The 22,798-nt window shown below is 59.4% G+C and carries 18 protein-coding genes and 1 pseudogene; 9 read left to right on the plus strand and 10 right to left on the minus strand.

Going from position 1 to position 22,798, the window contains the following annotated elements; all coding sequences use genetic code 11:
- The first annotated feature begins 4 nt into the window (after positions 1-4).
- Positions 5-433 (plus strand): hypothetical protein, encoded by a 429-nt coding sequence (locus ACORLH_RS14980; protein ID WP_058241755.1) that lies wholly within the window; start codon positions 5-7, stop codon positions 431-433.
- A gap of 93 nt (positions 434-526) precedes the next feature.
- Here the strand turns inward: ACORLH_RS14980 and ACORLH_RS14985 are convergent, their stop codons facing one another.
- Positions 527-1,921, minus strand: coding sequence for an MATE family efflux transporter (locus ACORLH_RS14985; RefSeq protein WP_321829151.1), 1,395 nt, complete (start codon positions 1,919-1,921; stop codon positions 527-529).
- Between the two features lie 191 nt (positions 1,922-2,112).
- Between ACORLH_RS14985 and ACORLH_RS14990 the strand changes: the two genes are divergently transcribed.
- On the plus strand, positions 2,113-2,778 hold the full coding sequence (locus ACORLH_RS14990) for a TIGR02453 family protein (protein WP_321829152.1): 666 nt from the start codon (positions 2,113-2,115) through the stop codon (positions 2,776-2,778).
- A 412-nt stretch (positions 2,779-3,190) separates the two neighbouring features.
- Complete coding sequence (locus tag ACORLH_RS14995; RefSeq protein WP_321829153.1) at positions 3,191-5,773, plus strand: hybrid sensor histidine kinase/response regulator; 2,583 nt, start codon at positions 3,191-3,193, stop codon at positions 5,771-5,773.
- Between the two features lie 77 nt (positions 5,774-5,850).
- Here the strand turns inward: ACORLH_RS14995 and ppk2 are convergent.
- Positions 5,851-6,810: pseudogene (ppk2, locus tag ACORLH_RS15000) on the minus strand (polyphosphate kinase 2).
- Positions 6,811-7,046: 236 nt separating this feature from the next.
- Here ppk2 and parE point away from each other — a divergent pair.
- Together parE and ACORLH_RS15010 are read left to right on the plus strand one after the other, a co-directional pair.
- Complete coding sequence (gene parE / locus ACORLH_RS15005; protein WP_321829154.1) at positions 7,047-9,002, plus strand: DNA topoisomerase IV subunit B; 1,956 nt, start codon at positions 7,047-7,049, stop codon at positions 9,000-9,002.
- Between the two features lie 24 nt (positions 9,003-9,026).
- The gene (locus tag ACORLH_RS15010) at positions 9,027-10,295 is read left to right on the plus strand and encodes a P-loop NTPase fold protein (RefSeq protein WP_321829155.1); all 1,269 of its coding nucleotides are present in this window, start codon (positions 9,027-9,029) and stop codon (positions 10,293-10,295) included.
- Positions 10,296-10,320: 25 nt separating this feature from the next.
- On the opposite strand, the gene ACORLH_RS15015 is transcribed toward ACORLH_RS15010, so the two are convergent.
- Complete coding sequence (locus tag ACORLH_RS15015) at positions 10,321-10,737, minus strand: DUF1284 domain-containing protein (protein ID WP_321829156.1); 417 nt, start codon at positions 10,735-10,737, stop codon at positions 10,321-10,323.
- A 222-nt stretch (positions 10,738-10,959) separates the two neighbouring features.
- Between ACORLH_RS15015 and ACORLH_RS15020 the strand changes: the two genes are divergently transcribed.
- Positions 10,960-11,400: a hypothetical protein gene (locus ACORLH_RS15020; protein ID WP_321829157.1), complete on the plus strand. Its 441-nt coding sequence runs from the start codon at positions 10,960-10,962 to the stop codon at positions 11,398-11,400.
- 8 nt (positions 11,401-11,408) lie between these two features.
- Here the strand turns inward: ACORLH_RS15020 and ACORLH_RS15025 are convergent, their stop codons facing one another.
- From ACORLH_RS15025 to ACORLH_RS15050, 6 genes are read right to left on the minus strand one after another with little or no spacing between them, the layout of a single operon-like run.
- On the minus strand, positions 11,409-12,449 hold the full coding sequence (locus tag ACORLH_RS15025; protein ID WP_321829158.1) for a GntG family PLP-dependent aldolase: 1,041 nt from the start codon (positions 12,447-12,449) through the stop codon (positions 11,409-11,411).
- Complete coding sequence (locus tag ACORLH_RS15030; protein WP_321829159.1) at positions 12,446-12,751, minus strand: DUF4387 family protein; 306 nt, start codon at positions 12,749-12,751, stop codon at positions 12,446-12,448. The genes ACORLH_RS15025 and ACORLH_RS15030 overlap by 4 nt, the downstream gene beginning before the upstream one ends.
- A gap of 1 nt (position 12,752) precedes the next feature.
- The gene (locus tag ACORLH_RS15035; protein ID WP_321829160.1) at positions 12,753-14,105 is read right to left on the minus strand and encodes an acyclic terpene utilization AtuA family protein; all 1,353 of its coding nucleotides are present in this window, start codon (positions 14,103-14,105) and stop codon (positions 12,753-12,755) included.
- A 4-nt stretch (positions 14,106-14,109) separates the two neighbouring features.
- Complete coding sequence (locus ACORLH_RS15040) at positions 14,110-15,615, minus strand: tripartite tricarboxylate transporter permease (RefSeq protein ID WP_058244672.1); 1,506 nt, start codon at positions 15,613-15,615, stop codon at positions 14,110-14,112.
- A gap of 12 nt (positions 15,616-15,627) precedes the next feature.
- Positions 15,628-16,068, minus strand: a complete 441-nt coding sequence (locus tag ACORLH_RS15045) for a tripartite tricarboxylate transporter TctB family protein (protein WP_058244673.1) — start codon at positions 16,066-16,068, stop codon at positions 15,628-15,630.
- Positions 16,068-17,033 (minus strand): Bug family tripartite tricarboxylate transporter substrate binding protein, encoded by a 966-nt coding sequence (locus tag ACORLH_RS15050; RefSeq protein ID WP_321829161.1) that lies wholly within the window; start codon positions 17,031-17,033, stop codon positions 16,068-16,070. The genes ACORLH_RS15045 and ACORLH_RS15050 overlap by 1 nt, the downstream gene beginning before the upstream one ends.
- Before the next feature lie 136 nt (positions 17,034-17,169).
- Between ACORLH_RS15050 and ACORLH_RS15055 the strand changes: the two genes are divergently transcribed.
- From ACORLH_RS15055 to ACORLH_RS15065, 3 genes are read left to right on the plus strand one after another with little or no spacing between them, the layout of a single operon-like run.
- Positions 17,170-17,838 (plus strand): response regulator transcription factor, encoded by a 669-nt coding sequence (locus ACORLH_RS15055; RefSeq protein ID WP_058244675.1) that lies wholly within the window; start codon positions 17,170-17,172, stop codon positions 17,836-17,838.
- Entirely contained in the window at positions 17,838-19,235 is a 1,398-nt protein-coding gene (locus ACORLH_RS15060) for a sensor histidine kinase (protein ID WP_321829162.1), read from the plus strand. Before ACORLH_RS15055 ends, ACORLH_RS15060 begins: the two co-directional genes overlap by 1 nt.
- Positions 19,202-20,254, plus strand: coding sequence for an ABC transporter substrate-binding protein (locus ACORLH_RS15065; protein WP_321829163.1), 1,053 nt, complete (start codon positions 19,202-19,204; stop codon positions 20,252-20,254). Before ACORLH_RS15060 ends, ACORLH_RS15065 begins: the two co-directional genes overlap by 34 nt.
- A gap of 262 nt (positions 20,255-20,516) precedes the next feature.
- Here the strand turns inward: ACORLH_RS15065 and ACORLH_RS15070 are convergent, their stop codons facing one another.
- Entirely contained in the window at positions 20,517-22,784 is a 2,268-nt protein-coding gene (locus ACORLH_RS15070; protein WP_321829164.1) for an adenosylcobalamin-dependent ribonucleoside-diphosphate reductase, read from the minus strand.
- Positions 22,785-22,798 lie beyond the last annotated feature (14 nt).

Below are 22,798 nucleotides of genomic sequence, written 5' to 3' on the forward strand. Positions count from 1 at the left end.
CCCCATGTCCGTCGACCTGCCAGAATATTACTTCCGGGTGCGGGACAATGGGGCCTTTGTCTTCCGCGTGGATACGGAAAACCGCCAGCGCCGGATTGAGTTGGACCAGATTGCCAACGTCAACATCCGCAATGGTGAGATCAAGCCCCACGGTGACCGCAAACTGTCTGAGGCGGATCTGCTGGCCATCCGCCATTGGATGGATGACCGCCGCGCCGTGCTGGCCGAACGGGACATCGATGACATTTTCCGCGCCATCGACCATCTGAACCTGACCACCCACTGGGCGCAAAGCCGCGCCTCAGAAGAACAGCTGGAGGCGGTGACCGATCAGCTGTTGCTGACCATGCACGACCTGCGGTCTGTTCTGGTGCGTAAGAAGGCGGATCGTTTGATGAAAGCGGCCGCCAAAGCGGAAGGTGGCAAGGGCTGAACCCGACCTGCCCCCTGATCCGATGTAAAAGAAAAGGCGCCCAGAAAGGCGCCTTTTTTGATTTCGGGTTGTCTGCGGGTTTTCTACGGCGGGTTAGCTGGTCTCTGCCTTGGCGGCGGTCTGCCGGTCGATCCGCGCCTGGGTCTGTACCATCACAGGGCCCCAGAACCGCGCCATCAGCAGCACACCGGCGCAGGCCAGACCAACCGCCAGGCCGGCCCAGACGCCAACTCCTTCCCAGCCCAGCACAAAGCCCATGCCGTAGCTGATCGGCACGCCAATCACCCAATAGGAAATCGCCGCCATGATCATTGGCACCCGGGTGTCCTGCACGCCCCGCAGCACCCCCAGCGCCAGCGCCTGTGCGGCATCCGCAAACTGGAACAGCCCGGCAGCCGCCAGCAGCGGCACCCCCAGCGCGATCACGATGTCACGCTGCGGATCATCAGGCGACAGGAACAGGCCCAGCAGCGGTTCGGGGAAGACCAGAAAGGCCACCAGCGTCAACGCGGCAAAGACCGCCGACAGGGTGATGATCAGCTTCGCGCCCAGCCGCAGATCGCCCATGCTGCGCCGGCCCACCGCACGGCCGGCCCGCACGGTGGCGGCATTGCTGAGCCCCAGATGCACCATGAAGGTCACCGCCGTGATCTGCAGCGCAATACCATGGGCCGCCAGAGGCAGCGTGCCCAACCAGCCCATCATCAGCGAGGCGGCGGCGAAGAGCCCCACCTCGGCCAGGCTGGTCAGCCCCATCGGCCAGCCCAGACGGGTCACGGCGCGAAATGCCTCCCAGTCCGGGCGCCAGAAGCGGGCAAAAATCTCATGTTCAGGGGTCACGAAATGCAGGTAGGCCCCGAGAAGCGCCATAGAAGCGATGTTCACGATCAGCGACGCCACCGCCGCGCCGCGGATGCCCATTTCGGGGAAGCCCCAGTTGCCGAAGATCAGCGCATAGTTGACCACGATGTTGATCGCCACGGCCGCCAGCGTCACCCAGAGCACCACACCGGCCCGTTCCAGCGCCGAGAGGTAAGATTTGAACACCATCACCATCAGCGCAGGCAAAATCGACCAGCCATTGATCCAGAGGTAGTCCTCGGCCAGCCGCGCCACCTCGGGCGTTTGGCCCGCCAGAAGAAGGATCGGTTCCGAAAACAGCATCACTGGCACGGCGAAGATGCAGTAAAACAGCGACGCCCAGATCGCCATCCGGGTCACCCGGCGCACCTGGGTGCCCTCACCCGCGGCCTCTGCCTCGGCGACCATGGGCATGACCGCGCCGGCAAAGCCCGATCCAAGGATGAACAGCACAAAAAACGCCGTGCCCGCAATCACCTGCGCGGCCAGCACCTCGACGTCATACCAGCCGAGCATCAGCGTGTCGGTCATGTTGATCGAGAATTGCGCCACATGGCTGCCGATCAGCGGCAGGCCCAAAGTGGCGATGTTTTTCAAGTGTTGTTTTGCTGTCAAATCTGTCGTCATGACCCAGCCGTAGACCCGCGCGCAGAGCGTGGCAATCCCCTATCTTCGCCTCACAGGTGACCCTGCGCCACTGCACATGCCTAAAAAACAGGCGGAATAATCCGCAACTTGCCGCCGATCCGTCGCGCTGAGGCTTTCCCTTACGGCATGGGCTTGGCTACTGTCGGGCTTCAGCCAGTGAGGAGACCGCGATGCCAGCCCCGCAAGTTTTTGACACTCTGATCCCTGAGGCGCGTGCTTTCTTAAGTGAGCTGGATGCCAACAACACCCGCGATTGGTTTCTGGACAATAAGGATCGTTACGATAGTGAGCTGAAAGCCCCGGCACTGGCCCTGTTGGATGTGGTGGCCGCGGATTTGGAGCGTATGACCGGCCACCGTGTCAGTCCGAAACTGTTTCGGCCCCAGCGCGACATTCGATTCTCCAAGGACAAGACGCCCTATAAGGCGCATCTGCATATGCTCTGGGATATTGATGGCGGATCCGGCAGCGGTCTGGATCGCAGCGCCTTCTATTTCGGGGTTGAGCTGGACCGGATCGTACTTGGTGGCGGCTGTATGGGCATGGACAAGGCCAAGCTGGTGGCCTTTCGCAAACGGGTGGCCAGCCCCAAAGGCAAGGACCTGATGCGTGCCATGGCAGCGGCCTCCGCCGAGGGCACCCGCTTTTCTGACCCCGATCTGAAACGTGTGCCCGCCCCCTTCCCCACCGATCATCCGCAGGGCGAACTGCTGAAGCACAAAACTTTAACCTTTTGGCGCGAAGTTGATGGCGGCACAAAAGATCTGCGCAAAACCCTGCAAGGGGGATTTGCCAAACTGATGCCGCTGCAGGAATGGTTGCTGGCCCTGAAGTGAGTGTTCATCATCGACGCAGGCGGGCGGATGCCGACTACTTGACCTTGCGTCACCTTCAGTGACCATCACAATCCCGTAGGGATAGGTATATTTTTGGGGCTGATATCGCTACAATGGGTGCTTAAGATCTATTTTTCCACAACGCATAGTGGCGCATTTGGCCTTAACGGCCGCTGCGCAGCCATTCACGCGACCTACCGCAAACCCTGCAATTTCCGCGGCTCCATCGAAGACAATCTCTTTCGGCCAAAGCATACATACTTTGGGATTGGTTTGCCCAAATCGGGCTTTAATTTTCCGCCGAAAGACCGTGAATATAAGACAAGTGAAAGCGTATCGATTTCCAATTTTAATCAGTTTGTGAGAAGTAACGAATCCGTCATTTGGTCAACCAGCGGTAGATGAAGTTAACATGCGACGCCACGACACCCTCAGACGCCTCGTCGTAGAGGAAGAGGCCCCTGTTTCTGACAAGGCAGGAGCCGACCAGGGATTCGTTTTCCGGGATTTCGAAGTTTCGCGCGTTCAGCACATCACTGAGGCCCTGCGCAACTATCCCCTGCGCAACAGCCTGATCTTCATCGGCGCCGTGCTGGCCTGGACCGTCTTCATGACCTATGGCGCCGCGACCCACGGCGCGAACTCACTGGCCATTGGCCTCAGCCCACATGTATCGCTGTTCACACTGATCATCGGTGTGCTGATTTACCCTCGCGCATTGCTCTGGGTGCCGCTGGCGGCGCTGGTGGTGATGTTCTTTGTGCCCTTTGTGCTGCCGTTTGGGGACCATACACCCTGGGCCATGCAACCGGGCGTTTCCTTCCGGTTGGTCTTCTTCCTGCTGGTCATCAACGTGATGACGGGCTTTGGCATCGGCTTTGTTGTGCGCACCCTCTACCGGCGCACCACGCAGAACATGCAGCCCTTTGAGGCTGATCTGCTGATTGCCGCTGTGACCTTTGCGGTTTTCATGCTGTCCGGCCTGGTCATGGTCAACCTGATCAGCCTGTTCGTCTCGACCCTGCCGGCGGTGGAACTGACCGCGCTTGGTTTTGATCAGACCTATTTTGACTTCGCAATGACCCGCATGGTGCGGGGCGCTGTTGTGACCTCGGGCTTCCTGATTGCGATCCAACAGACCCCACGGCTGGAGGAGCTGCGCTTCTCCCTGCCGTTTGTGGTGCTGTTCCCGGCGCTGATGATCCTGCAGGGCATGGGCTTTGGCGGCTATCCGATGCTGGATGTGGCTGTTCTGGCCGCCTTGTTGGCGGTGTCTCTGCCCGTCAGCGCCGCGCCGATCGTGGCAATCCTTGGCGTGTCACTCTATGCAGGGCTCACCGGGCATTTCCTCACTGATACCGTGTTGACTGACCCGCGCGAAGCGATGCTCAGAAACTATTCGCTGGGGCTGCTGGTTCTGGTGGTGCTGATCCTTGCCCTGCGCGGCCGTGGCCGCCATGAACGCGAACAGCGCGTCGCCTCGATCCGGCGTCTGTCCACCGTACGTGGCTTTGCCGGTGTCGGCCTGTTCACCGTGAACGTACCGCGCGACACCATGCGTCTGGACCCGGCTGGCCAACGGCTGGTCGGCCTGCCCGCTGAGGCCCATCTGGATGACCTGATCGGCCGCTTCCGCGCCGACGAACAGTACCTGCTGCGCCACGCGATTGAGAGTGACAGCCACGCCTCAATCACCCTGCTGCTGCGTCTTGCCGATATGCTGGACACCGGTGACAACCGCGTCATGCGCCTGCACCTTTGGGCCGAAACCACCGTGCGCAATGAACGGGTGGTCTATGGTCTGATGGTTGAAGTCACCGAAGAGCACCTGCAGGAACGCGCCCTGACCAACGCGCTGAACGAACTGTCGCTGCGTCAGGACAAGCAGAAGCAGTTGTTCTCCATCGTCAGCCATGAAATCCGCACCCCGGCCTCGGTTCTGTCGATGCTGATCGATGAGATGGAAAATGGCCATGACAGCCAAGAGGTTGTCACCCAGATGCGCGAAGCCTCGACCCAGCTGCTGAGCGTGCTGGATGACATGCGTCAGGCGGTGAACCCCGAAAAGAACCAGCCGCTGTCGATCAAGCCCTATGTGCCTGCTGATGTCGCCGAACGGGTGCGCAACACCTATCAGCTGCTGGCCAAAGGCAAATCGATCCGCATCAGCCTGGATCTGGGCCCGGATTCGATCCGCCCGATGATGGGTGACAGCAACCGGTTGAAACAGATCCTCGGCAATCTGGTGCGCAATGCGATCATCCACTCCGAAGGGTCGGAAATCCGGATCTGCTATCAGCCCGATATGCCCGGCCTGCCGCAAAGCCCCACCCCCGGCACCGCCTTCTGGTCGGTGACTGACGATGGTGTGGGCATTCCGCAGACCGAGATTGAGCGCCTGTTCCAGCCGTTCGAACGCGGCTCCGCTGATGCGCGCAATCAGGCCGAAGGGTCTGGTCTTGGGCTTTATATCGCGAAACAGGCGGTGGAGCTGCTGGGGGGCTCGCTGCAGTATTTTGATGCGCCAGAGGGCGGCGCAGGCTATCGTCTGAACCTGTCGGACAAACCCGCCAGCAAACAGGATATGCAATCACAGATGCCGGCCAGCAAAGCGATTGAGAACAAGAAACTGGGTGAACTGCGTGTACTTCTGGCCGAAGACAACGCGCTGGTGGCTCAGGTGACCTCTAAACAGCTGGGCCGGATCTTTGGTGAGATTGAGCTGGCAGAAAACGGCCGCGAAGCGCTGGAGATGGTGCGCGACAACCCACCGGATCTGCTGATCACCGACCTCTTCATGCCGGAAATGCCCGGCGATGAACTGGTCCGCGCCCTGCAGGCCGAAGGCATCGACATCCCGATCATCGGCCTGACAGCGGCTGTGGTGGGCGATGACATCAAACGCTTCGAAGACGTCGGCGCCACCGCCGTTCTGCCCAAACCCCTGGACGTCAAACGCCTGGCGGGTCTGCTGGAAGACAAGGTTTCTGTTTAGGCCCCCGCCGGGTTCAGAAAAATGAAATGGCGCGCCCCACTGGGACGCGCCTTTTTTCTGTCTCAGACGGGCAACCCTCAGCCCCGGCGGCTATCGGGGTGCAGCGCGGTGCCGAGGATATGATCGGCGCTGGAAATCACGTGGCTGGCGGTGGACACGATCAGCGGGTCCGGCGTGCCGACGACGGCGTGGTCCTTGCCCGGATAGTCCAGCGAGGCAAGGAAGTGTTTCATACAGTTCAGCCGTGCCCGTTTCTTCTGGTTTGACTTGATCACCGTCCAGGGGGCATCGGCGGTATCGGTGTAGAAGAACATCGCCTCCTTCGCCTCAGTGTAGTCATCCCATTTGTCCAGCGATGCCTTGTCGATCGGCGACAGCTTCTACTGTTTCAGCGGATCGGTTTCCCGCGATTTGAACCGGCGCAGCTGTTCGTCCTGGGTGACCGAGAACCAGTATTTGTAAAGCTGAATGCCCGAGCGGACCAACATCCGTTCCAGATCCGGGGCCTGGCGCATGAACTCCAGATACTCGCCCGGTTCGCAGAAGCCCATGACCCGTTCCACCCCGGCCCGGTTGTACCAGCTGCGGTCATACAGAACCATTTCACCATCCGTGGGCAGGTGATCAATGTAGCGCTGGAAATACCACTGGCCGCGTTCCTCATCGCTGGGTTTGTTGAGCGCAACCACACGTGCCTGACGCGGGTTCAGGTGTTCGGTGAACCGTTTGATGGTCCCGCCCTTGCCCGCCGCATCGCGGCCCTCAAACAGCAGCACGAACTTCTGCCCGGTCTCCTGCGCCCAAAGCTGCACCTTGAGCAACTCCGCCTGCAATTTCGCCTTTTCGGCCTCATAGGCGGTGCGGCTCATTTTCTTTTTGTAGGGGTACTCCCCGCTTTCAAAGGCGCGCCGCACCTCTTCGGTGGACGGGGTTGGCGTTTTCAAAGCCTCCGGCCCGCTTTGCAGCGCGCCGTTGCTTTGGATCGTCTCTTTCTGCTCAGGTGTCACAACGGTATCGGGCGCATTCACTGCGGTCATCGGCCTCTCCTGTGTTTGACTGTTGCGGCAAGTGTATCCCGAGTGGCAGCCGAGGGCCTTGATGCACGTCAAAATGCGTCACCGATCTGTCACATTCTCTTGCCCGCCCACCGCGAGAGACAGCCAAGCCATCTTGACGCCAGTGCCCGCAGACAGCACTTTCCCCCCTCAACAACTGCTGCCATAATGCAGCCCCAAAGAAGCACAAGACGAGCAGCCAGAAAGCAGCCCAGACTATGGCCAACGACCTCCTCTCCGGACAGCAAGACGACTATAACGCCTCCTCGATTGAGGTGCTGGAGGGGCTGGAACCCGTCCGCAAACGCCCCGGCATGTATATCGGCGGCACCGATGAACGGGCACTGCACCATATGGTGGCGGAAATCCTCGACAACTCGATGGACGAAGCGGTGGCCGGTCACGCCAACCGGATCGAGGTGGAGCTGAACGCAGACTACTCGCTGACCGTGCGCGACAACGGCCGCGGCATCCCGATAGATCCGCACCCGAAGTTCCCTGACAAATCCGCACTTGAGGTGATCCTGTGTACCCTGCACGCGGGCGGCAAGTTTTCCGGTAAGGCCTATCAGACCTCGGGCGGTCTGCATGGGGTTGGCGCCTCGGTTGTGAACGCGCTGTCAGATTCGATGGTGGTGCAGGTCGCACGCAACAAGGAACTGTTTGAACAGCGGTTTTCGCGCGGCAAACCCTTGGGCGGGGTCGAGAAAATCGGTGCGGCCCCCAACCGGCGCGGCACCACGGTGACCTTCCACGCCGATGAGGAAATCTTTGGCAAGCACCGGTTCAAACCGGCGCGCCTGTTCAAATCGATCCGTTCCAAGGCCTATCTGTTTTCAGGCGTCGAAATCCGCTGGAAGACCCATATCGATGATGGGGAAACCCCGACGGAGGCCACGTTCCACTTCCCCGGCGGCCTGTCGGATTACCTGAAAGAAACCATGGCCTCGGCCTCGACCTATGCCGATCAGCCCTTTGCCGGGGTGGTCGATTTTCAGGAACGCTTCAACGTGCCGGGCAAGGTGGAATGGACGATCAACTGGACGCCGTCGCGCGATGGCTTCATCCAGTCCTACTGTAACACCGTGCCCACCCCTGAGGGCGGCACCCATGTCGCCGGCTTCTGGGCGGCGGTGCTGAAAGGCATCAAAGCCTATGGCGAGTTGGTCAATAACAAGAAGGCCGCGCAAATCACCCGGGATGACCTGATCACCGGCGGCTGCGCGCTGGTCAGCTGTTTCATCCGTGAGCCGGAGTTCGTCGGCCAGACCAAGGACCGTCTGGCCACCGTTGAGGCGCAGCGTCTGGTGGAAAACGCCGTGCGCGACCACTTTGACAACTGGCTGGCCGCAGACAACAAATCCGCCGGTGCGATCCTTGATTTCCTGGTGCTGCGGGCCGAAGAGCGTCTGCGCCGCCGTCAGGAAAAGGAAACCCAGCGTAAATCGGCCACCAAACGGCTGCGCCTGCCTGGCAAGCTGACCGATTGTTCCGCCACCAACCGTGAAGGCACTGAGCTGTTCATCGTGGAGGGCGACTCGGCCGGTGGCTCAGCCAAGATGGCGCGCAACCGGAAAAACCAGGCGCTGCTGCCGCTGCGTGGCAAGATCCTGAACGTGCTGGGCGCGGCGTCGTCCAAACTGGGATCGAACCAGGAGATCAACGACCTGACCCAGGCGCTGGGTGTGGGTCTGGGCACCAAATTCAACGTCGATGATCTGCGCTATGACAAGATCATCATCATGACCGATGCGGATGTCGACGGCGCCCATATTGCGGCGCTTTTGATGACCTTCTTCTTCACCCAGATGCGGCCGATGATTGACGCCGGGCACCTCTACCTGGCCTGTCCGCCGCTGTTCCGCCTGACCCAGGGCGCCAAACGCGTCTATTGCGTCGATGAGGCCGAGCGGGACGGATGGCTGGAAAAAGGTCTGGGCGGCAAAGGCAAGATCGACGTCAGCCGCTTCAAGGGTCTGGGGGAGATGGACGCCAAAGACCTGAAAGAAACCACGATGGACCCGGCCTCACGCACCTTGATCCGGGTGACGATTGATGAGGACGAACCGGGTGAGACCGGCGATCTGGTGGAACGCCTGATGGGCAAAAAACCCGAGCTGCGCTTCCAATACATCCAAGAAAACGCGCGGTTTGTGGAGGAGCTGGATGTTTGAGTGAGGTTAAATTGAGCAATGACCATGTGGAATGAATTTGGATTTAGAACAAACTTATACGACACCCAACCAATCCATGGAAACGATGAAGGTGAGGTACTTCTCGTTGGCCGAAAGAAAGAGCTACGCATAATTAAAAATAGAATATCAAATTTCAACAGCGTAGTGACTGTTGAGGGGCCAAATGGTGTTGGAAAAACAAGTTTAATCTTGGTTGCAGCCCACCAACTTGAAAAGGATACACAAAAAAAGGGTAAGTCTTCACTAGTATTACTTCCGAAACCTCTACAGTTCACCAGCGAAGACAGCGCCTTCGAGTTTAAAAGAAAAGTTTATGCCAAAATAGCTTCATACTTTATCGACAACGAGAAACAATTGGCAAAACGCCTTGATTTGCAGTTTGCACTTCGACCATTACGCGATTGGCTCGAGAATCCACTCTTCACAGAGCTGGGAGGGCAAGTTATGGGCTATGGCGCAAGTATGGGAAAATCCCCAAATACTTCTACTGGCTTTGATTTTCATGGATTTTTCGATATTGTCGAGCGTCTACTCAAAGCAGCTTTCACCGATCAAGGTGGAATCATTTGTGTTCTCGACAATCTGGAAATCTTAAACACTTCGAAGAAAGCTCAGGAACACCTAGAAGCGCTACGTGATGATCTGTTTTCAATTCACGGAGTTAGATGGGTTGTTTGTGGGGCACGGGGAATCGTAAAAAGCGTTGCAAGCACTTCAAGGCTGCAAGGTCGGCTTTCAGATCCACTAGAGGTCAAACCATTACCCAAATCTGAAATACCGAAGCTAATTCAAGCTCGTGTTGACACCTTCAAAAAAAATGGAACGGCTACTCCTCCCGTCGGGGCAGACTCATTTGTGCACATCTTCTCTGTTCTCAATGAAAACTTACGTGACTCTCTTAAGTTTGCCGGGGACTTTTCCGCATGGATTTTCGAAGAAGACAAATATGTCCCAGTTTCGAATGAGCTACATGAACTTTTTGAAATATGGCTAGCTGAAAAAGCTGACGAGTATGCAGAGCAAGTTCAAATACCGCCACGAGCTTGGACACTCTTTGACGACATTACAGCTCGAGGAGGTGTCGTTAGCCCGTCTTCATTTGAAGATTTCAATTTCAATACGTCTCAAAACATGAGGGGCCAAGTAGCTAAACTTGAAGAAGCGGGGTTAGTGAGTTCTGAAATTTCCGATCATGATAAACGGCGCAAAAACATCCGCGTTCTCCCGAAAGGTTGGATTGTGAACTACAAAAGATGTGGATACGCTATTTGAACCGATTTGAGAAAAACAGCCCTCCCTACCCCTCATGCAGGCGGGACAGCGCCTCCTCACACAGGCCCAGTTCCAGCCATTGGCAACCTTCGCAGAGCTTTGACAGATCCCCCGGCATGACGTTCTGGCGGATCCGCTCCAGTGCCTCACCCCAGGTCAGTTCTTCATGCGGGTCAAATTTCAGCGCCATGGCATGGGCCCGGTCGAGGCGGGAAATGCCCTGTTGGTTCACGCAAGCCCGCCCGCGCCGCTTGGGACAGGGGCCGCAGATGTCATCGGCATAGCCCACGACCTTCATCGGTGTCGCCTCGCCCCCCGGGGCGCGCAGCTGGTCCAGCACGATGGCGGTCATATTCTCGGTAAACTCGCCCGAATAGCCCTTGCCCTCATAGCCAATGGCGCAGAGGAAATGATGCGGGCGGAAACGAACGGGCTGGCTCATGGCGCGACGTTAGCCGCTTTGATCTGAAAGCACGATCCCCGAACCCCGAAATTTCCCCCGATTTCCCCCCGGTGACGGGGCGAAAACCGGCCATCAAATGCACCACTCAGACCCTTGGTAGCCAAGGTGACCAGCAGAAAAACCAATGGGTGCAGCGGGATTGGCATTGCCGTTGCATATTCAGGACGAACGCGATTTCCCTTTTCGACCCAATGAGCGATTATGACCAAACGATTTGACGTCTCCCTTGAGATCTCCAAACTGTTGATCCTGCTGTGCAGTGCCAAGCTGGTCGGGGTGTCGGCCCTGACCCGGGCGATCCTGCACAATGGCGGTCACCCGTTGGTCACCACGGCGCTGGTGGTGCTTTATACCGCGCTGGCACTGTCGATCTTTGCCGGCATCCTGCATTTGGGCGCCATCACCCGGCTGGTCGAGACCAGTGAACACCGCCAGCATGTTGCGGATGCCGCAGATGCCGCCCACCCGTGGGAGTTTGTCTCCCTCGGGGAAGGCACGGCGGCGCAGCACAGTGCCTTGGCGCAAAAGGCGATGTTTCTGGTGGCGATCCTGGCGCTGATCCTTGCCCTGCTGGTCGACCGCAATCTGGGTGGGCACCCGACGGGCGCCAGCCAAATGGCAGCTTTTGCCAGCGATCTTTAAGCTCAGCCCTACCGCTCGACCGCGGCGATTAGAGCGAAGGCGGCCTCTTCCACTTCAGCCATGCTGACATCCAGATGGGTCACCACGCGGAACCGGTCGCGCCCCTCACTGTTCAGGCGGATGCCGTGGCGGGCAAGTGTCATGGCGATCTGTTCGGTGCTCTGACCCGTGGCGGAGACATCGACGAAGGCGATGTTGGTTTCCGGCGGTGTGGCGCTGAGCCCCAGCCCCGGCGTGCCGCGCAGCAGATCGGTGAACCGGCGAGCCTTTTCATGATCCTCGCCCAGACGCGGCAGGTTATGCGCCAGGGCATAAAGCCCCGCCGCCGCCAGCACACCTGATTGCCGCATGGCGCCGCCCAGCCGGTGTTTCCACACCCAGGCCCGACGGATGAAGTCGTGTGATCCTGCCAGAACGGCGCCCACCGGGCATCCCAATCCTTTGGAAAGATCAATCCAGGCGCTGTGAAACCCCTGACAGAAATCCGCCGCCGGCACATCCGCGCCCACTGCGGCATTCATCAAGCGCGCCCCGTCCATATGCAGCACCAGCCCCTCGGCCTGCGCCAGATCGCGCAGATCCGCCAGCACCTGCAGCGGCCAGATCGCGCCGCCACCAAAGTTGGTGGTCTGCTCCACAGAAATCAGCCGTGACACCGGTGAGCGGTCGCGCGGTGCGCGCAGGCGGTGGGCCACATCCTCGGCCGTGAAGATGCCGCTTTCGGTTTCAATCGTGGCGATCTGCGCCCCGGCCAGTGCCGCAGCCCCCGCCCCTTCGGAGCGGAAGATATGCGAGTTGGCAGCGGCCAGAATTTCATCGCCCGGGCGGCAATGCACCAGAAAGGCAATCTGATTGCACATGGTGCCGGAGGGCAGGAAAATCGCATCCTCCATCCCCAGCATCCGCGCCACCTCAGCGCAGAGCGCCAGGGTTGTCGGATCTTCGCCGCGTTGTTCGTCACCGGTTTCAGCGCCCGCCATGGCCGCCAGCATGCCAGCGCTCGGACGCGTGGCCGTGTCCGAGATCAAATCAATTGGAAAGGCACTCACGCGGGCAGGTCCAGCTCATTCAGCAGAACCGCCGCCTGCGCGCCGTGCATATCGCGGTCAAAGCGTGATCCCTGCACCGTGGGGCGCGGGACCGAGATCTTGATCACATTGAGCGAGGCGATTTCAAACCGCTTCAGGCTGCTGGGATCCACCTTGAACAGATCAGCGACTACCGTGTTCTGAATGCGCGGGCACAGGGCCTCAAATGCGGTGGCGCTGTTGCAGAACACATCAATGGTGACCCAGAACGGACCGGCGTTTTTGGACCGTGCCTTGGCCCCGAAATCATGCAGCTTTGCCATCTCAGACCTCCGTCACATCAAGGCGGAAGGCCGCCATGGGATCATCCAGTTCCATCACATGGTTGAGACAGAATTCATAAAGCGCGCCGCGATCCGACTGCGCCGGGGAATACGGGAAGGCAAAGCTGGGCAGCTCTTCTTCCTTGGTCAGCGGATGGTGCAGCAGGAAGGGGTTGATCAGTTTGCCGATCTCAGAACAGGTTTCCGGGCTGTCAGCGGTGATGATGCCCATCACGCCAACCTCAACCGGGTTGCCTTCTTTCGGTTCCAGATCGCCAAAGACCGAGTTCACGCCAATCAGGCGGAACTCAAGGTCATAGTCCTCTGCGTTAAGCTCCATCCGGGTGGCAATCAGGTTGCGCACAAAAGCTTCGAGGCTGGCCGCCCATTCCCGGGCGTTTTTCACGTAATGCTCGGCCCGTAGCATCGCCATGATGGTGGCCTGATAGCCCGCCATCCGCGCGCCTTCCAGTTTCACGGTGAAGCGGTCAGACGGCACCCATGTGCCGCCCTCCACCCGCACCTGACGGTCATTGAGCGCGGTGTATTGCGCCGCAGTCACGTCCAGATGCCCACCCGGTTCATAGAGCTGGAAAGGGTCCGAATTTTCATAAAGCATATGGGCCGAAACCGAATGCGGCGTACAACGTGCGCCTTCGGCCATCGGGGTCACGGTGAAGCCAGTCTTGTCAAACTCCACCATAATCACGCCCGAGGTTGGCATGGTGGAACAAAGCGCCCCACATTCTGCGATCTTTGCGCCATGCCAGGCACCGCCTGCATGATCGCCATTGATCAGCGGCAAGGCGGCGACAGTGGCGGTGTCGGTGGTGCGACCGGCAATCACGATATCTGCGCCAGTGGCCAGCGCGGCGCCGATTTGCTCGGCGCCGGCCAGTGCCACGATATTGGAACATTGCGCCAGAGTTTCGGCGGAAATCTCTGGTGCAGGATCGAGGGGGGTGATGCGATCCTTGTCCAAAGCCTCAACCACCCGCTCCGCCGGCTGGCTGGAATACAGGCGGGCAATTTTCAGCGACTGGCCCAATTCGGCCGCCAGTTCAGTGGTGATCTGATACATCCACTCAACCGTGCTGTCGCTGCCGCAGGTGCCTGCGGAACCGATGACCAGCGGCACGCCTGCCTTGGCGCGCGCCTGCATCAGCTGTTTCCACTCGGCCTTGTTGGCCGCGCGGGAGTATTTTGAAGTTCCCGTGCCCAGGTAGAAGGGCCCGCTGTCCGTGGAGCCACCATCAATGCAGATGATGTCCGGATGTTCGCTGAGGCCCCGCTCCAGCGCCTCGGGGTCAAACCCAAGGCCCAGAACACCAGCGGGCACGAGAACTTTGGTCATGGTCTTAGTCCGATACGCGTTGAGGTTTCTTCAGAACGCCGCGCAGGAACATCGGTGCAACGAAGCCAGCAATTGCCACAACCCACAGACCGATCGCAATGGGCGACGACCAGAGGTAAGTGATATTGCCATCCGACAGAACCATGGCACGGCGCAGCGCGTCTTCCATGTGACCACCCAGCAGGATGCCAAGGATGATCGGCACGGTCGGCACGTCCAGCTTGCGCAGAACCCAGCCGAGGACACCGAAGGCCACCATCAGCAGCAGATCGAAATAGCTGCCCGAGAGCGAGAAGATACCAACGAAGCTGATCATGGTCACACCCGGCAGCAGGATCCATGGCGGCACGGACAGCACCTTCACGAAGACCTTCACCATCGGCACGTTCATCAGAAGCAGCACGAAGTTGGCAATCAGAAGCGAGGCGATGAGGCCCCAGACCACTTCGGGACGTTCGGTGAACAGGGTCGGACCGGGGGTGATGTTCAGCGTCATCAACAGCGCCAGCAGAACCGCCGTGGTGCCCGAACCCGGAACACCCAGCGTCAGCATGGGCACCAGCGCACCACCTGCAGCCGCGTTGTTGCCCGCTTCAGGGGCGGCCACACCGCGCGGTACACCGGTGCCGAACTTGCCTTCTTCGCCGGCAATGGATTTTTCACCCATATAGGCCAGGAAGGAGCCGAGCGAGGCACCTGCACCGGGCAGAACACCTGCAACAAAGCCGATCAGCGAGCCACGCAGCTGGGTCCAGCCGGTGGAGATGATGTCTTTGAACGGGATCCGTACCTTATCAAGCTTCACACCGATTGAGGTGTTCTTGCCGTGGCTTTCGATGAAGAAGAACACTTCGGCGATGGCGAACAGGCCCACGATGGCAACCAGGAAGTCGATGCCGTCAAAGAGGTGCAGGTTGCCGAAGGTTAGACGCGGCAGGCCCGAGTTGTTGTCCACACCGATCATCGCAATGGCCAGACCGATACAGGAGGCAATCGCCGCCTTGGCCTGGTTGTTCGATGCAATGCCGCCCAGAGTGGCGAAGGCCAGCATATAGAGGGCAAAGTATTCCGCCGGACCAAACTGGAAGGCCACGCGGGCCAGCAGCGGTGCCAGCAGCATCAGGCCGATGGTCGACAGGAACGCCCCGGTGAAGGAGGCCACACCCGAAATCACCAGCGCGTCCCCTGCCCGGCCCTGTTTGGCCATTGGGTAGCCATCAAGGGTGGTCATCAGCGCCGGTTCATCGCCGGGAATGTTCAAAAGGATGGATGAGATCCGGCCACCATACATGGCGCCGTAGTAAACAGCCGTCATCAGCACCAGCGCCGAGGTGGCATCAAGCCCCATCGAGAAGGTGAGTGGGATCAGGATGGCAACGCCGTTGGACGGGCCAAGCCCCGGCAATGCGCCGATGATGGTGCCAATGAAACAGCCAAACACCGCCAACATCAGGGTGAACGGACTGAGCGCGATGCCGAAGCCGATCGCGAGATTAGCAAACAGGTCCATGTGGGGGTCTCCCTAGCCGTGGAATGCGGCGGGCAGTGCGAAGAGGCTCAGCCCCAGCGCAAATTTGAAGATAGCGAACAGTCCCAGCGACAATCCGGTGCCGGCAAGAGCGGCGGGCACAGGGCGGGGGCTGATCTGATAGCTGAGGATGGCAGCCGTCACAGCAGTGGGCAGCAGGAAGCCAAGAGGCTTCAGCGCGTAGGCGTAACACACAAGCACGATTACCGAGAAAACAAGCGCGCCGAGCGTTTGCAGCTGCGGCCATTCCGGGTCTTCATCGGGGCGCAGGACCACGATGATGCCGCAGATCGCCGCAACAGCTCCAATCAACATCGGGAAGGTTTTAGGACCCACCGGATCCGAGAGGAAGCTCGTCTGGATCTGCGTGGCACTGGCGATATACGCCAGCGCCACCAGAGTGACGACCGCTCCGAAGATACGGTCAGAGATCATTACTGAATCACCCCAATTTCTTTCGACAGGGTGCGGATTTCCGCAACCACGCCGTCAACGTAAGACTGGAAGTCACCGCCAACTTTGGTGAAGGGGGCCAGACCGTTTGCGGCCATGGCTTCCTGCCACTCAGCGCTGTCAGCAACCTTCTGCAGGCGGTCGGCCCACATGTTGAAGGTGTCGTCGCTTACGTCCTTGGGAACGTAGAGACCACGCCAGTTCACAGCAACAACATCGATGCCCTGCTCTTTGGCGGTCGGGATGTCTTCAAAACCCGGTACACGCTCTTCGGTCAGAACGGCCAGGGCACGAACGTCGCCCGATTTCAGGAAGCCAACGATTTCCGACATGTCGCCCGACATCGCCTGGGTGAAGCCACCAACGGTCTGGGTGATAGCGTCTGCACCACCGTCAACACCGATGTATTTCACGGCTTTCACATCTTCGATGCCTGCGCGCTGCAGGATCATCAGCGGTTTCAGGTGGTCAAAGCCGCCCACAGCCGAACCACCGGCAAAGGCCAGCTGGCCCGGGTTTGCTTTGATGGCGTCAACCAGATCGTTCAGCGACTGGTAGGGGCTGTCTGCAGCCACAACCACAACACCCGGATCCGCACCGATGGCACCCACGAAACGAACCTGATCCGCGGTCATGCCGGCATAGGCGTTCTGGGCCAAACGGGTCGAGGTTGCCGAAGAGGCCGCAACGATCAGGTCAGCGTCGTCCGAACGTTCAGTCACAACGTGGGTGAACGCCAGACCACCGCCGCCACCGGCCATGTTGGTCACCTGAACAGGCTTATCAACGGCACCGATGTCATGCATGATCTTGCCGATCTGACGGCAGGTGAAGTCCCAGCCACCGCCCGGGTTTGCCGGGGCGATACACTCAGCAGCCGATGCCGCACCGGTGACGCCAAAGCTCACCACAACGGCGCCTGCGAGGGACGCAAATTTGCGATTCATAATTTTTCCTCCCAATGTGCATTGCACATAGATTTCATTTCAGACAGAATCCGGGCAGCTTCTCCTCCGCCCGCAAATCTGACGTCGCCCAGCTTAGGGTGTGAACCTGTCACCGACCTGTCGCAGAGGAAAATTGATGCGTTTTCTCCTTGTGGAAGATAACGAAAACCTGGCCGAAGCGGTCAGCACCCGCCTTGGGATGGACGGCCATGCCATTGATACGGCTGGATCTTTAGCGGATGCCTGGGAATACCTGGATTACTCCAGCTACGATATTGTTTTACTGGATTTAACCCTGCCAGACGGCGACGGACGGCGATTTTTGGCGCAGTGTCGGGCCCAAGGGAACGATGTACCTGTCATCGCGGTGACCGCGCAATCGGATGTGTCCAGCCGGGTTGAGGTGCTGGATGCAGGCGCGGATGACTACATCTCAAAGCCGGTAAACTTCTCTGAGTTGGAGGCGCGCTGCCGCGCGGTGCTGCGCCGTCGCGGGGGATCGTCACACAATGTTCAGCGCTTTGCCGATCTGGAATTTGACACGCTGCGCGCCGAATTGCGCTTCGGCAATGAGGCGCGTGAGCTGCGCAACCGCGAAATGCGCCTGCTGGAGATCTTCTTTTCCGGCCCCGACCGGATCTTTTCCAAGGTGCAGATCGGGGATCGGCTGTTTACCAGTTCTGAAGAAATCTCGGACAATGTGATTGAGGTCTACGTCGCCCGCCTGCGCAAGAAGATCGAAGGCTCCGGCGCCCAGATCGAAACCGTGCGCGGCCTGGGCTATCGCCTGTCGGAGCGTGGCTGATGGTGCGCAAGCCCTATGCCGCCCCCTCGGCCGGATCCATTCACCGGCGCATGGTGCTGTCACATCTGGCGCTGGGGGCGCTGGCCTCGCTCTGCCTGTTTCTGGCGATCCGCTTTGTGGCCTTTCAAACCGCTGAAGCAACGCAGGACAACCTGCTGCGGGCCGCGGCCAATGCCATTGGCGAACAGATCAGCTCCTCCGGGGAGGAGGTGATTGTGAAGCTGCCACATTCGGCCTTCGCCATTCTGGAAACCCCCAGTCAGGACCGGATCTTTTACAACGTGCGCCTCAATGGCGTGTCAATCACCGGATATGAGGATTTCCTGCCGCCCGAGGAAACATCACGGCTGCGCGAACCCTTTGCCTTTGCCGCCAGCTACCGTGGCTTTGACCTGCGCGCGGTGGTGCTGAACACCTCGGCCCCGGTGGGCAGTGAACAACAAGCAGTGTCGATCCTTGTGGCACAAACGCAATATGCCCAAGGGGAGGTGGCGGATCGCTTTGCCGCCTGGGCGATCCTGATCAGTGCCGGGATTTTCCTGGGCTTTGCCGTCCTTGGCGTTCTAGCCACCAGTTCTGCCCTGCGCCCGCTGCACCGGGTGACCGAGGCGGTGGCGCGACGTGGTCCCAATGATCTGCGCCCGCTGAAACACCCAACCCCGGTGGAACTAACGCCGCTGACCTCGGCCCTTAATGAATTCATCCGCCGTCTGCGCCATTCGCTGCGCCGCACCGAAACCTTCATCGCAGAGGCCGCGCATCACATCCGCACCCCGCTGTCGACGGTGCAGACCGAAACCGAAATCGCATTGCGCAATAGCCCCGATGACGCCACCCGCAAGGTGCTGCGCAAGATCCTGTTTTCGGTTGAGGAAAGCGCCCGATCGGCCAGTCAGCTGCTGGCCTATGCAACGGTCACCCAGCGCTCGGACTCGACGCCGCTGGAACGGGTCGACCTGCGCGCCAAGGTTCAGGAGGCCTATGATGCGCTCTACCCGACGGCGGATCTGAAAGACATAGACATCCAGTTGCAGACCGAAGGCGACGGATTCGACATTCAGGGCGATGTGCTGATGATTGAGATTTCGCTGCGCAACCTGATCGACAATGCGATCAAATACTCGCCCCCCGACACCACGATTTCGCTGCATCTCAGCAGTGACGGCGATCAGCATTGCCTGACCGTCCGCGATCAGGGCCGGGGCCTAGGGCAAGGCGACCCGCAAAAGCTGCTGGACCGGTTCCAGCGCGGCAGTGACACTGCAGGCATCGTTGGCACAGGCATGGGGTTGGCAATCGTGAATGAGGTGGCGCGTTCGCACGGTGGCCAGTTGAGCCTCAAGAACAACAAGGAGGGTGGCGCATGCGCAAACTTGTGTTTTCCAAACTTCCCCTAACCCTGTTGCTGCTGGTGTTGTGGCTACCTGCCCTGCCCGCCCGCGCCTTTGAGGTGGAAGATCACGTGCGCTTTGAAAGCGCGCTGGAGATGGAGGTGTTGAAGCTGCTGTCGATCACCGATCTGGCCACGTTTGAGCCGCTGATCAAGGACTATCAGCGGCTGAACCCAACGGTGACGGTGGACTACACCCAAGTGTCATCGCGTGAACTGTACAAGGCCGTGACCGCGCAGGAAGAACCCTTTGATCTGGCGATTTCCTTTGCGATGGATCTGCAGATGAAACTGGCCAATGACGGGCTGAGCCAGCCCTATCAATCCCGCATCAGCCGCGCCGCACCAGCCTGGTCGCGCTGGCGGCATGAGGTTTTTGGTTTCACCGCAGAACCCATCGTCGCCGTCATCTCAGAAAGCGGTTTTGACGGCCTCGCCCTGCCGCAGACCCGGCAGGAGCTGATTGCGCTTATGCGGGAAAACCCCGACCGTTTCAGCGGCAAGGTGGGCACCTATGACATTCGCACCGTCGGCACTGGTTATCTGCTGGGCACGCAGGACGCCAACAGCTCCGAAGCGTACTGGCGGCTGGCCGAGGTCATGGGATCGCTGGATCCGCAGCTATATTGTTGTTCCAGTCAGATGATCGATGACATCCGCGATGGGGACTTGCTGCTGGCCTATAATGTGCTGGAAAGCTACGCGCGGTCGCGCCTGCAGGAAGAGGATGACGCCCAGATCCTCAGGATGCAGGATTTCACCCATGTGGCGCTGCGCTCTGCGCTGATCCCGGTCAATGCCGAAAACCCCGATCTGGGTGGCAGCTTCATTGACTATCTGCTGGGCCCCAATGGTCAGGCGATGCTGGAGCGTGAGACGGATTTTCCACCGCTCAGCAGCTATGATGCAGCCTCCAGCGGGCCGCTGCGCCCGATCCGCTTTGGCGTCACGCTGCTGGCCAATCTGGACCGGCTGATGCGAGACCGGTTCATCGGCGCCTGGGAAGGGGCGCTGCGGTTAAAGTGACCGGCTAAATGCACCAATCGACGCCTGGGTGATTGGCATCATAGGGCGATGTGCCGAAGGTCAAAAATGGGATTTTCTATCAGAAGCGGCCAAACAACGTCGCCATAAAAGCAAACACTTACCGTAGAGCGCATCGAGAGGGTCATACGCTGCCACCGCCCCTAAAGAGCGGTGGCAAACTTTTCATGGTCAGAGTTGCAATTTAAGCTGGTCAAATTGCAAACTGATGTGAGCTTTCACAAGGACACGCTCACACGTCGCCTCACCCACACTTGGAGTGACCGCAGCTCATGCAGGTCATACAGCCTTCGACCATTTGCAGATCAAACTGACCGCAGCTGGGGCAGGCTTTGCCACGGGGCGCTTCGCCTACGGCCATAACTTCGGCCTGAGGGTCCGTTTTCAGCCCCATGCCTTCGCCTTCGATGAAGTTGATGCGGATCAGGTGTTCCTCGATCACGCCACCAATCGCGGCCAGGATCGAGGGGATGTATTTGCCCTGCATCCAGGCGCCGCCACGGGGATCAAAGACCGCCTTCAACTCTTCCACTACAAAGCTGACATCGCCGCCGCGACGGAACACGGCCGAGATCATCCGGGTCAGCGCCAGCGTCCAGGCGTAGTGCTCCATGTTCTTGGAGTTGATGAAGACCTCAAACGGACGGCGATGGCCGCCGATGATCACATCATTGATGGTCAAGTAGATCGCATGTTCCGAATCCGGCCACTTCAGCTTGTAGGTATGACCTTCCAGCGCCTCGGGACGGTCCAGCGGCTCAGCCATGTATATGACATCCGCGCCGGCATCGACCTCAGGCGTTTTCTCTTCGCTTTCGCTGACCGACAGAACCGAACCGGTGATGTCATTGGGGCGATAGGTGGTGCAGCCCTTACAGCCGGTCTCATAGGCCTCCATATAGACCTCTTTGAACTGCTCAAAGCTGATGTCTTCGGGGCAGTTGATGGTCTTGGAGATGGAGCTGTCGACCCATTTTTGCGCCGCCGCCTGCATTTTGACGTGGGCCAACGGGGCCAGCGTCTGGGCGTTGGTGAAATGGCTGGGCAGTTCGGCATCTTCGCCAAACTTGTCGCGGTACATTTTCACCGCGTAATCCACCACTTCCTCTTCGGTGCGCGAGCCGTCTTTCTGCAACACCTTGCGGGTGTAGCTATAGGCAAAGACCGGCTCGATCCCCGAGGATACATTGCCCGCGTAGAGCGAGATGGTGCCCGTGGGCGCGATGGAGGTCAGCAGCGCGTTGCGAATGCCATGTTCGGCAATCGCGTCACGCACATCCTCATCCATCATCTGCATGGTGCCGGAGGCAAGGAATTTATCCTTGTCATACAGTGGGAAGGCACCCTTTTCCTTGGCCAGTTCCACCGAGGCCAGATAGGAGGCACGCGCGATCTGGCGCAGCCATTCCTCACATTGGGCGGCGGCTTCATCGGTGCCGTATTCCAGACCAACCATCAAGAGCGCGTCGGCCAGACCGGTGACGCCCAGACCAATGCGGCGCTTGTTCTGCGCTTCTTGGGCCTGTTCGTGCAGCGGAAATTGCGAGACGTCCACAACGTTGTCCATCATTCGCACGGCAGTGGCCACCAGTGAGGTCATCTCTTCCAGATCCAGCGCCGCGTCCTTTTCAAACGGGTTGGCCACCAGACGCGCCAGGTTGATCGACCCCAGAAGGCAGGCACCATAGGGCGGCAGCGGCTGTTCGCCACAGGGGTTGGTCGCTGCGATGGTTTCCACGTAGCTGAGGTTGTTGGCCTTGTTAATCCGGTCGATGAAGATCACGCCCGGTTCTGCAAAATCATAGGTCGACTGCATGATCTTGTTCCACAGATCACGCGCCTGAACGGTGTGATAGACCTTGCCGCCGTATTTCAGCTCCCACGGGCCGTCGGCCTTCACAGCTTCCATGAAGTCATCGGTGACCAGTACTGACAGGTTGAACATGCGCAGCCGGGCGCTGTCAGATTTGGCGGTGATGAAATCCTCAACATCCGGGTGGTCACAGCGCATGGTGGCCATCATCGCGCCGCGGCGCGAGCCCGCCGACATGATGGTGCGGCACATGGCGTCCCAGACATCCATGAAAGACAGCGGGCCAGAGGCGTCAGCAGCAACGCCCGCCACAGGGGCGCCTTTGGGACGGATGGTCGAGAAGTCATAGCCGATACCACCGCCCTGCTGCATGGTCAGCGCGGCCTCTTTCAGCATGTCGAAAATGCCGGACATGCTGTCAGGGATGGTGCCCATGACAAAACAGTTGAACAGGGTCACGCTGCGGCCGGTGCCAGCACCAGCGGTGATGCGGCCTGCGGGCAGATATTTGAAATCTTCCAGCGCGCTGTAGAACTTGTCTTCCCAGATCTCAGGTTTCTTTTCCGCCTGCGCCAATGCGCGCGCGATGCGCCGCCAGCTGTCTTCCACGCTCCGGTCAATCGGGGTGCCGTCCTGTTCTTTAAGACGGTATTTCATATCCCAAATCTGCTCGGAAATGGGCGCGGCGAAACGAGTCATAGGCTGCTGTCCTG

Origin of the sequence: Thalassovita sp., from assembly GCF_963691685.1 — a bacterium.
Lineage (GTDB): Bacteria > Pseudomonadota > Alphaproteobacteria > Rhodobacterales > Rhodobacteraceae > Thalassobius.

Bases quoted from the DNA above. Each gene is read 5' to 3' on its own strand.
- ACORLH_RS14980 (WP_058241755.1), top strand. From the start codon at position 5: ATGTCCGTCGACCTGCCAGAATATTACTTCCGGGTGCGGGACAATGGG.
- ACORLH_RS14985 (WP_321829151.1), bottom strand. From the start codon at position 1,921: ATGACGACAGATTTGACAGCAAAACAACACTTGAAAAACATCGCCACT.
- ACORLH_RS14990 (WP_321829152.1), top strand. From the start codon at position 2,113: ATGCCAGCCCCGCAAGTTTTTGACACTCTGATCCCTGAGGCGCGTGCT.
- ACORLH_RS14995 (WP_321829153.1), top strand. From the start codon at position 3,191: ATGCGACGCCACGACACCCTCAGACGCCTCGTCGTAGAGGAAGAGGCC.
- parE (WP_321829154.1), top strand. From the start codon at position 7,047: ATGGCCAACGACCTCCTCTCCGGACAGCAAGACGACTATAACGCCTCC.
- ACORLH_RS15010 (WP_321829155.1), top strand. From the start codon at position 9,027: ATGTGGAATGAATTTGGATTTAGAACAAACTTATACGACACCCAACCA.
- ACORLH_RS15015 (WP_321829156.1), bottom strand. From the start codon at position 10,737: ATGAGCCAGCCCGTTCGTTTCCGCCCGCATCATTTCCTCTGCGCCATT.
- ACORLH_RS15020 (WP_321829157.1), top strand. From the start codon at position 10,960: ATGACCAAACGATTTGACGTCTCCCTTGAGATCTCCAAACTGTTGATC.
- ACORLH_RS15030 (WP_321829159.1), bottom strand. From the start codon at position 12,751: ATGGCAAAGCTGCATGATTTCGGGGCCAAGGCACGGTCCAAAAACGCC.
- ACORLH_RS15035 (WP_321829160.1), bottom strand. From the start codon at position 14,105: ATGACCAAAGTTCTCGTGCCCGCTGGTGTTCTGGGCCTTGGGTTTGAC.
- ACORLH_RS15040 (WP_058244672.1), bottom strand. From the start codon at position 15,615: ATGGACCTGTTTGCTAATCTCGCGATCGGCTTCGGCATCGCGCTCAGT.
- ACORLH_RS15045 (WP_058244673.1), bottom strand. From the start codon at position 16,068: ATGATCTCTGACCGTATCTTCGGAGCGGTCGTCACTCTGGTGGCGCTG.
- ACORLH_RS15050 (WP_321829161.1), bottom strand. From the start codon at position 17,033: ATGAATCGCAAATTTGCGTCCCTCGCAGGCGCCGTTGTGGTGAGCTTT.
- ACORLH_RS15055 (WP_058244675.1), top strand. From the start codon at position 17,170: ATGCGTTTTCTCCTTGTGGAAGATAACGAAAACCTGGCCGAAGCGGTC.
- ACORLH_RS15060 (WP_321829162.1), top strand. From the start codon at position 17,838: ATGGTGCGCAAGCCCTATGCCGCCCCCTCGGCCGGATCCATTCACCGG.
- ACORLH_RS15065 (WP_321829163.1), top strand. From the start codon at position 19,202: ATGCGCAAACTTGTGTTTTCCAAACTTCCCCTAACCCTGTTGCTGCTG.
- ACORLH_RS15070 (WP_321829164.1), bottom strand. From the start codon at position 22,784: ATGACTCGTTTCGCCGCGCCCATTTCCGAGCAGATTTGGGATATGAAA.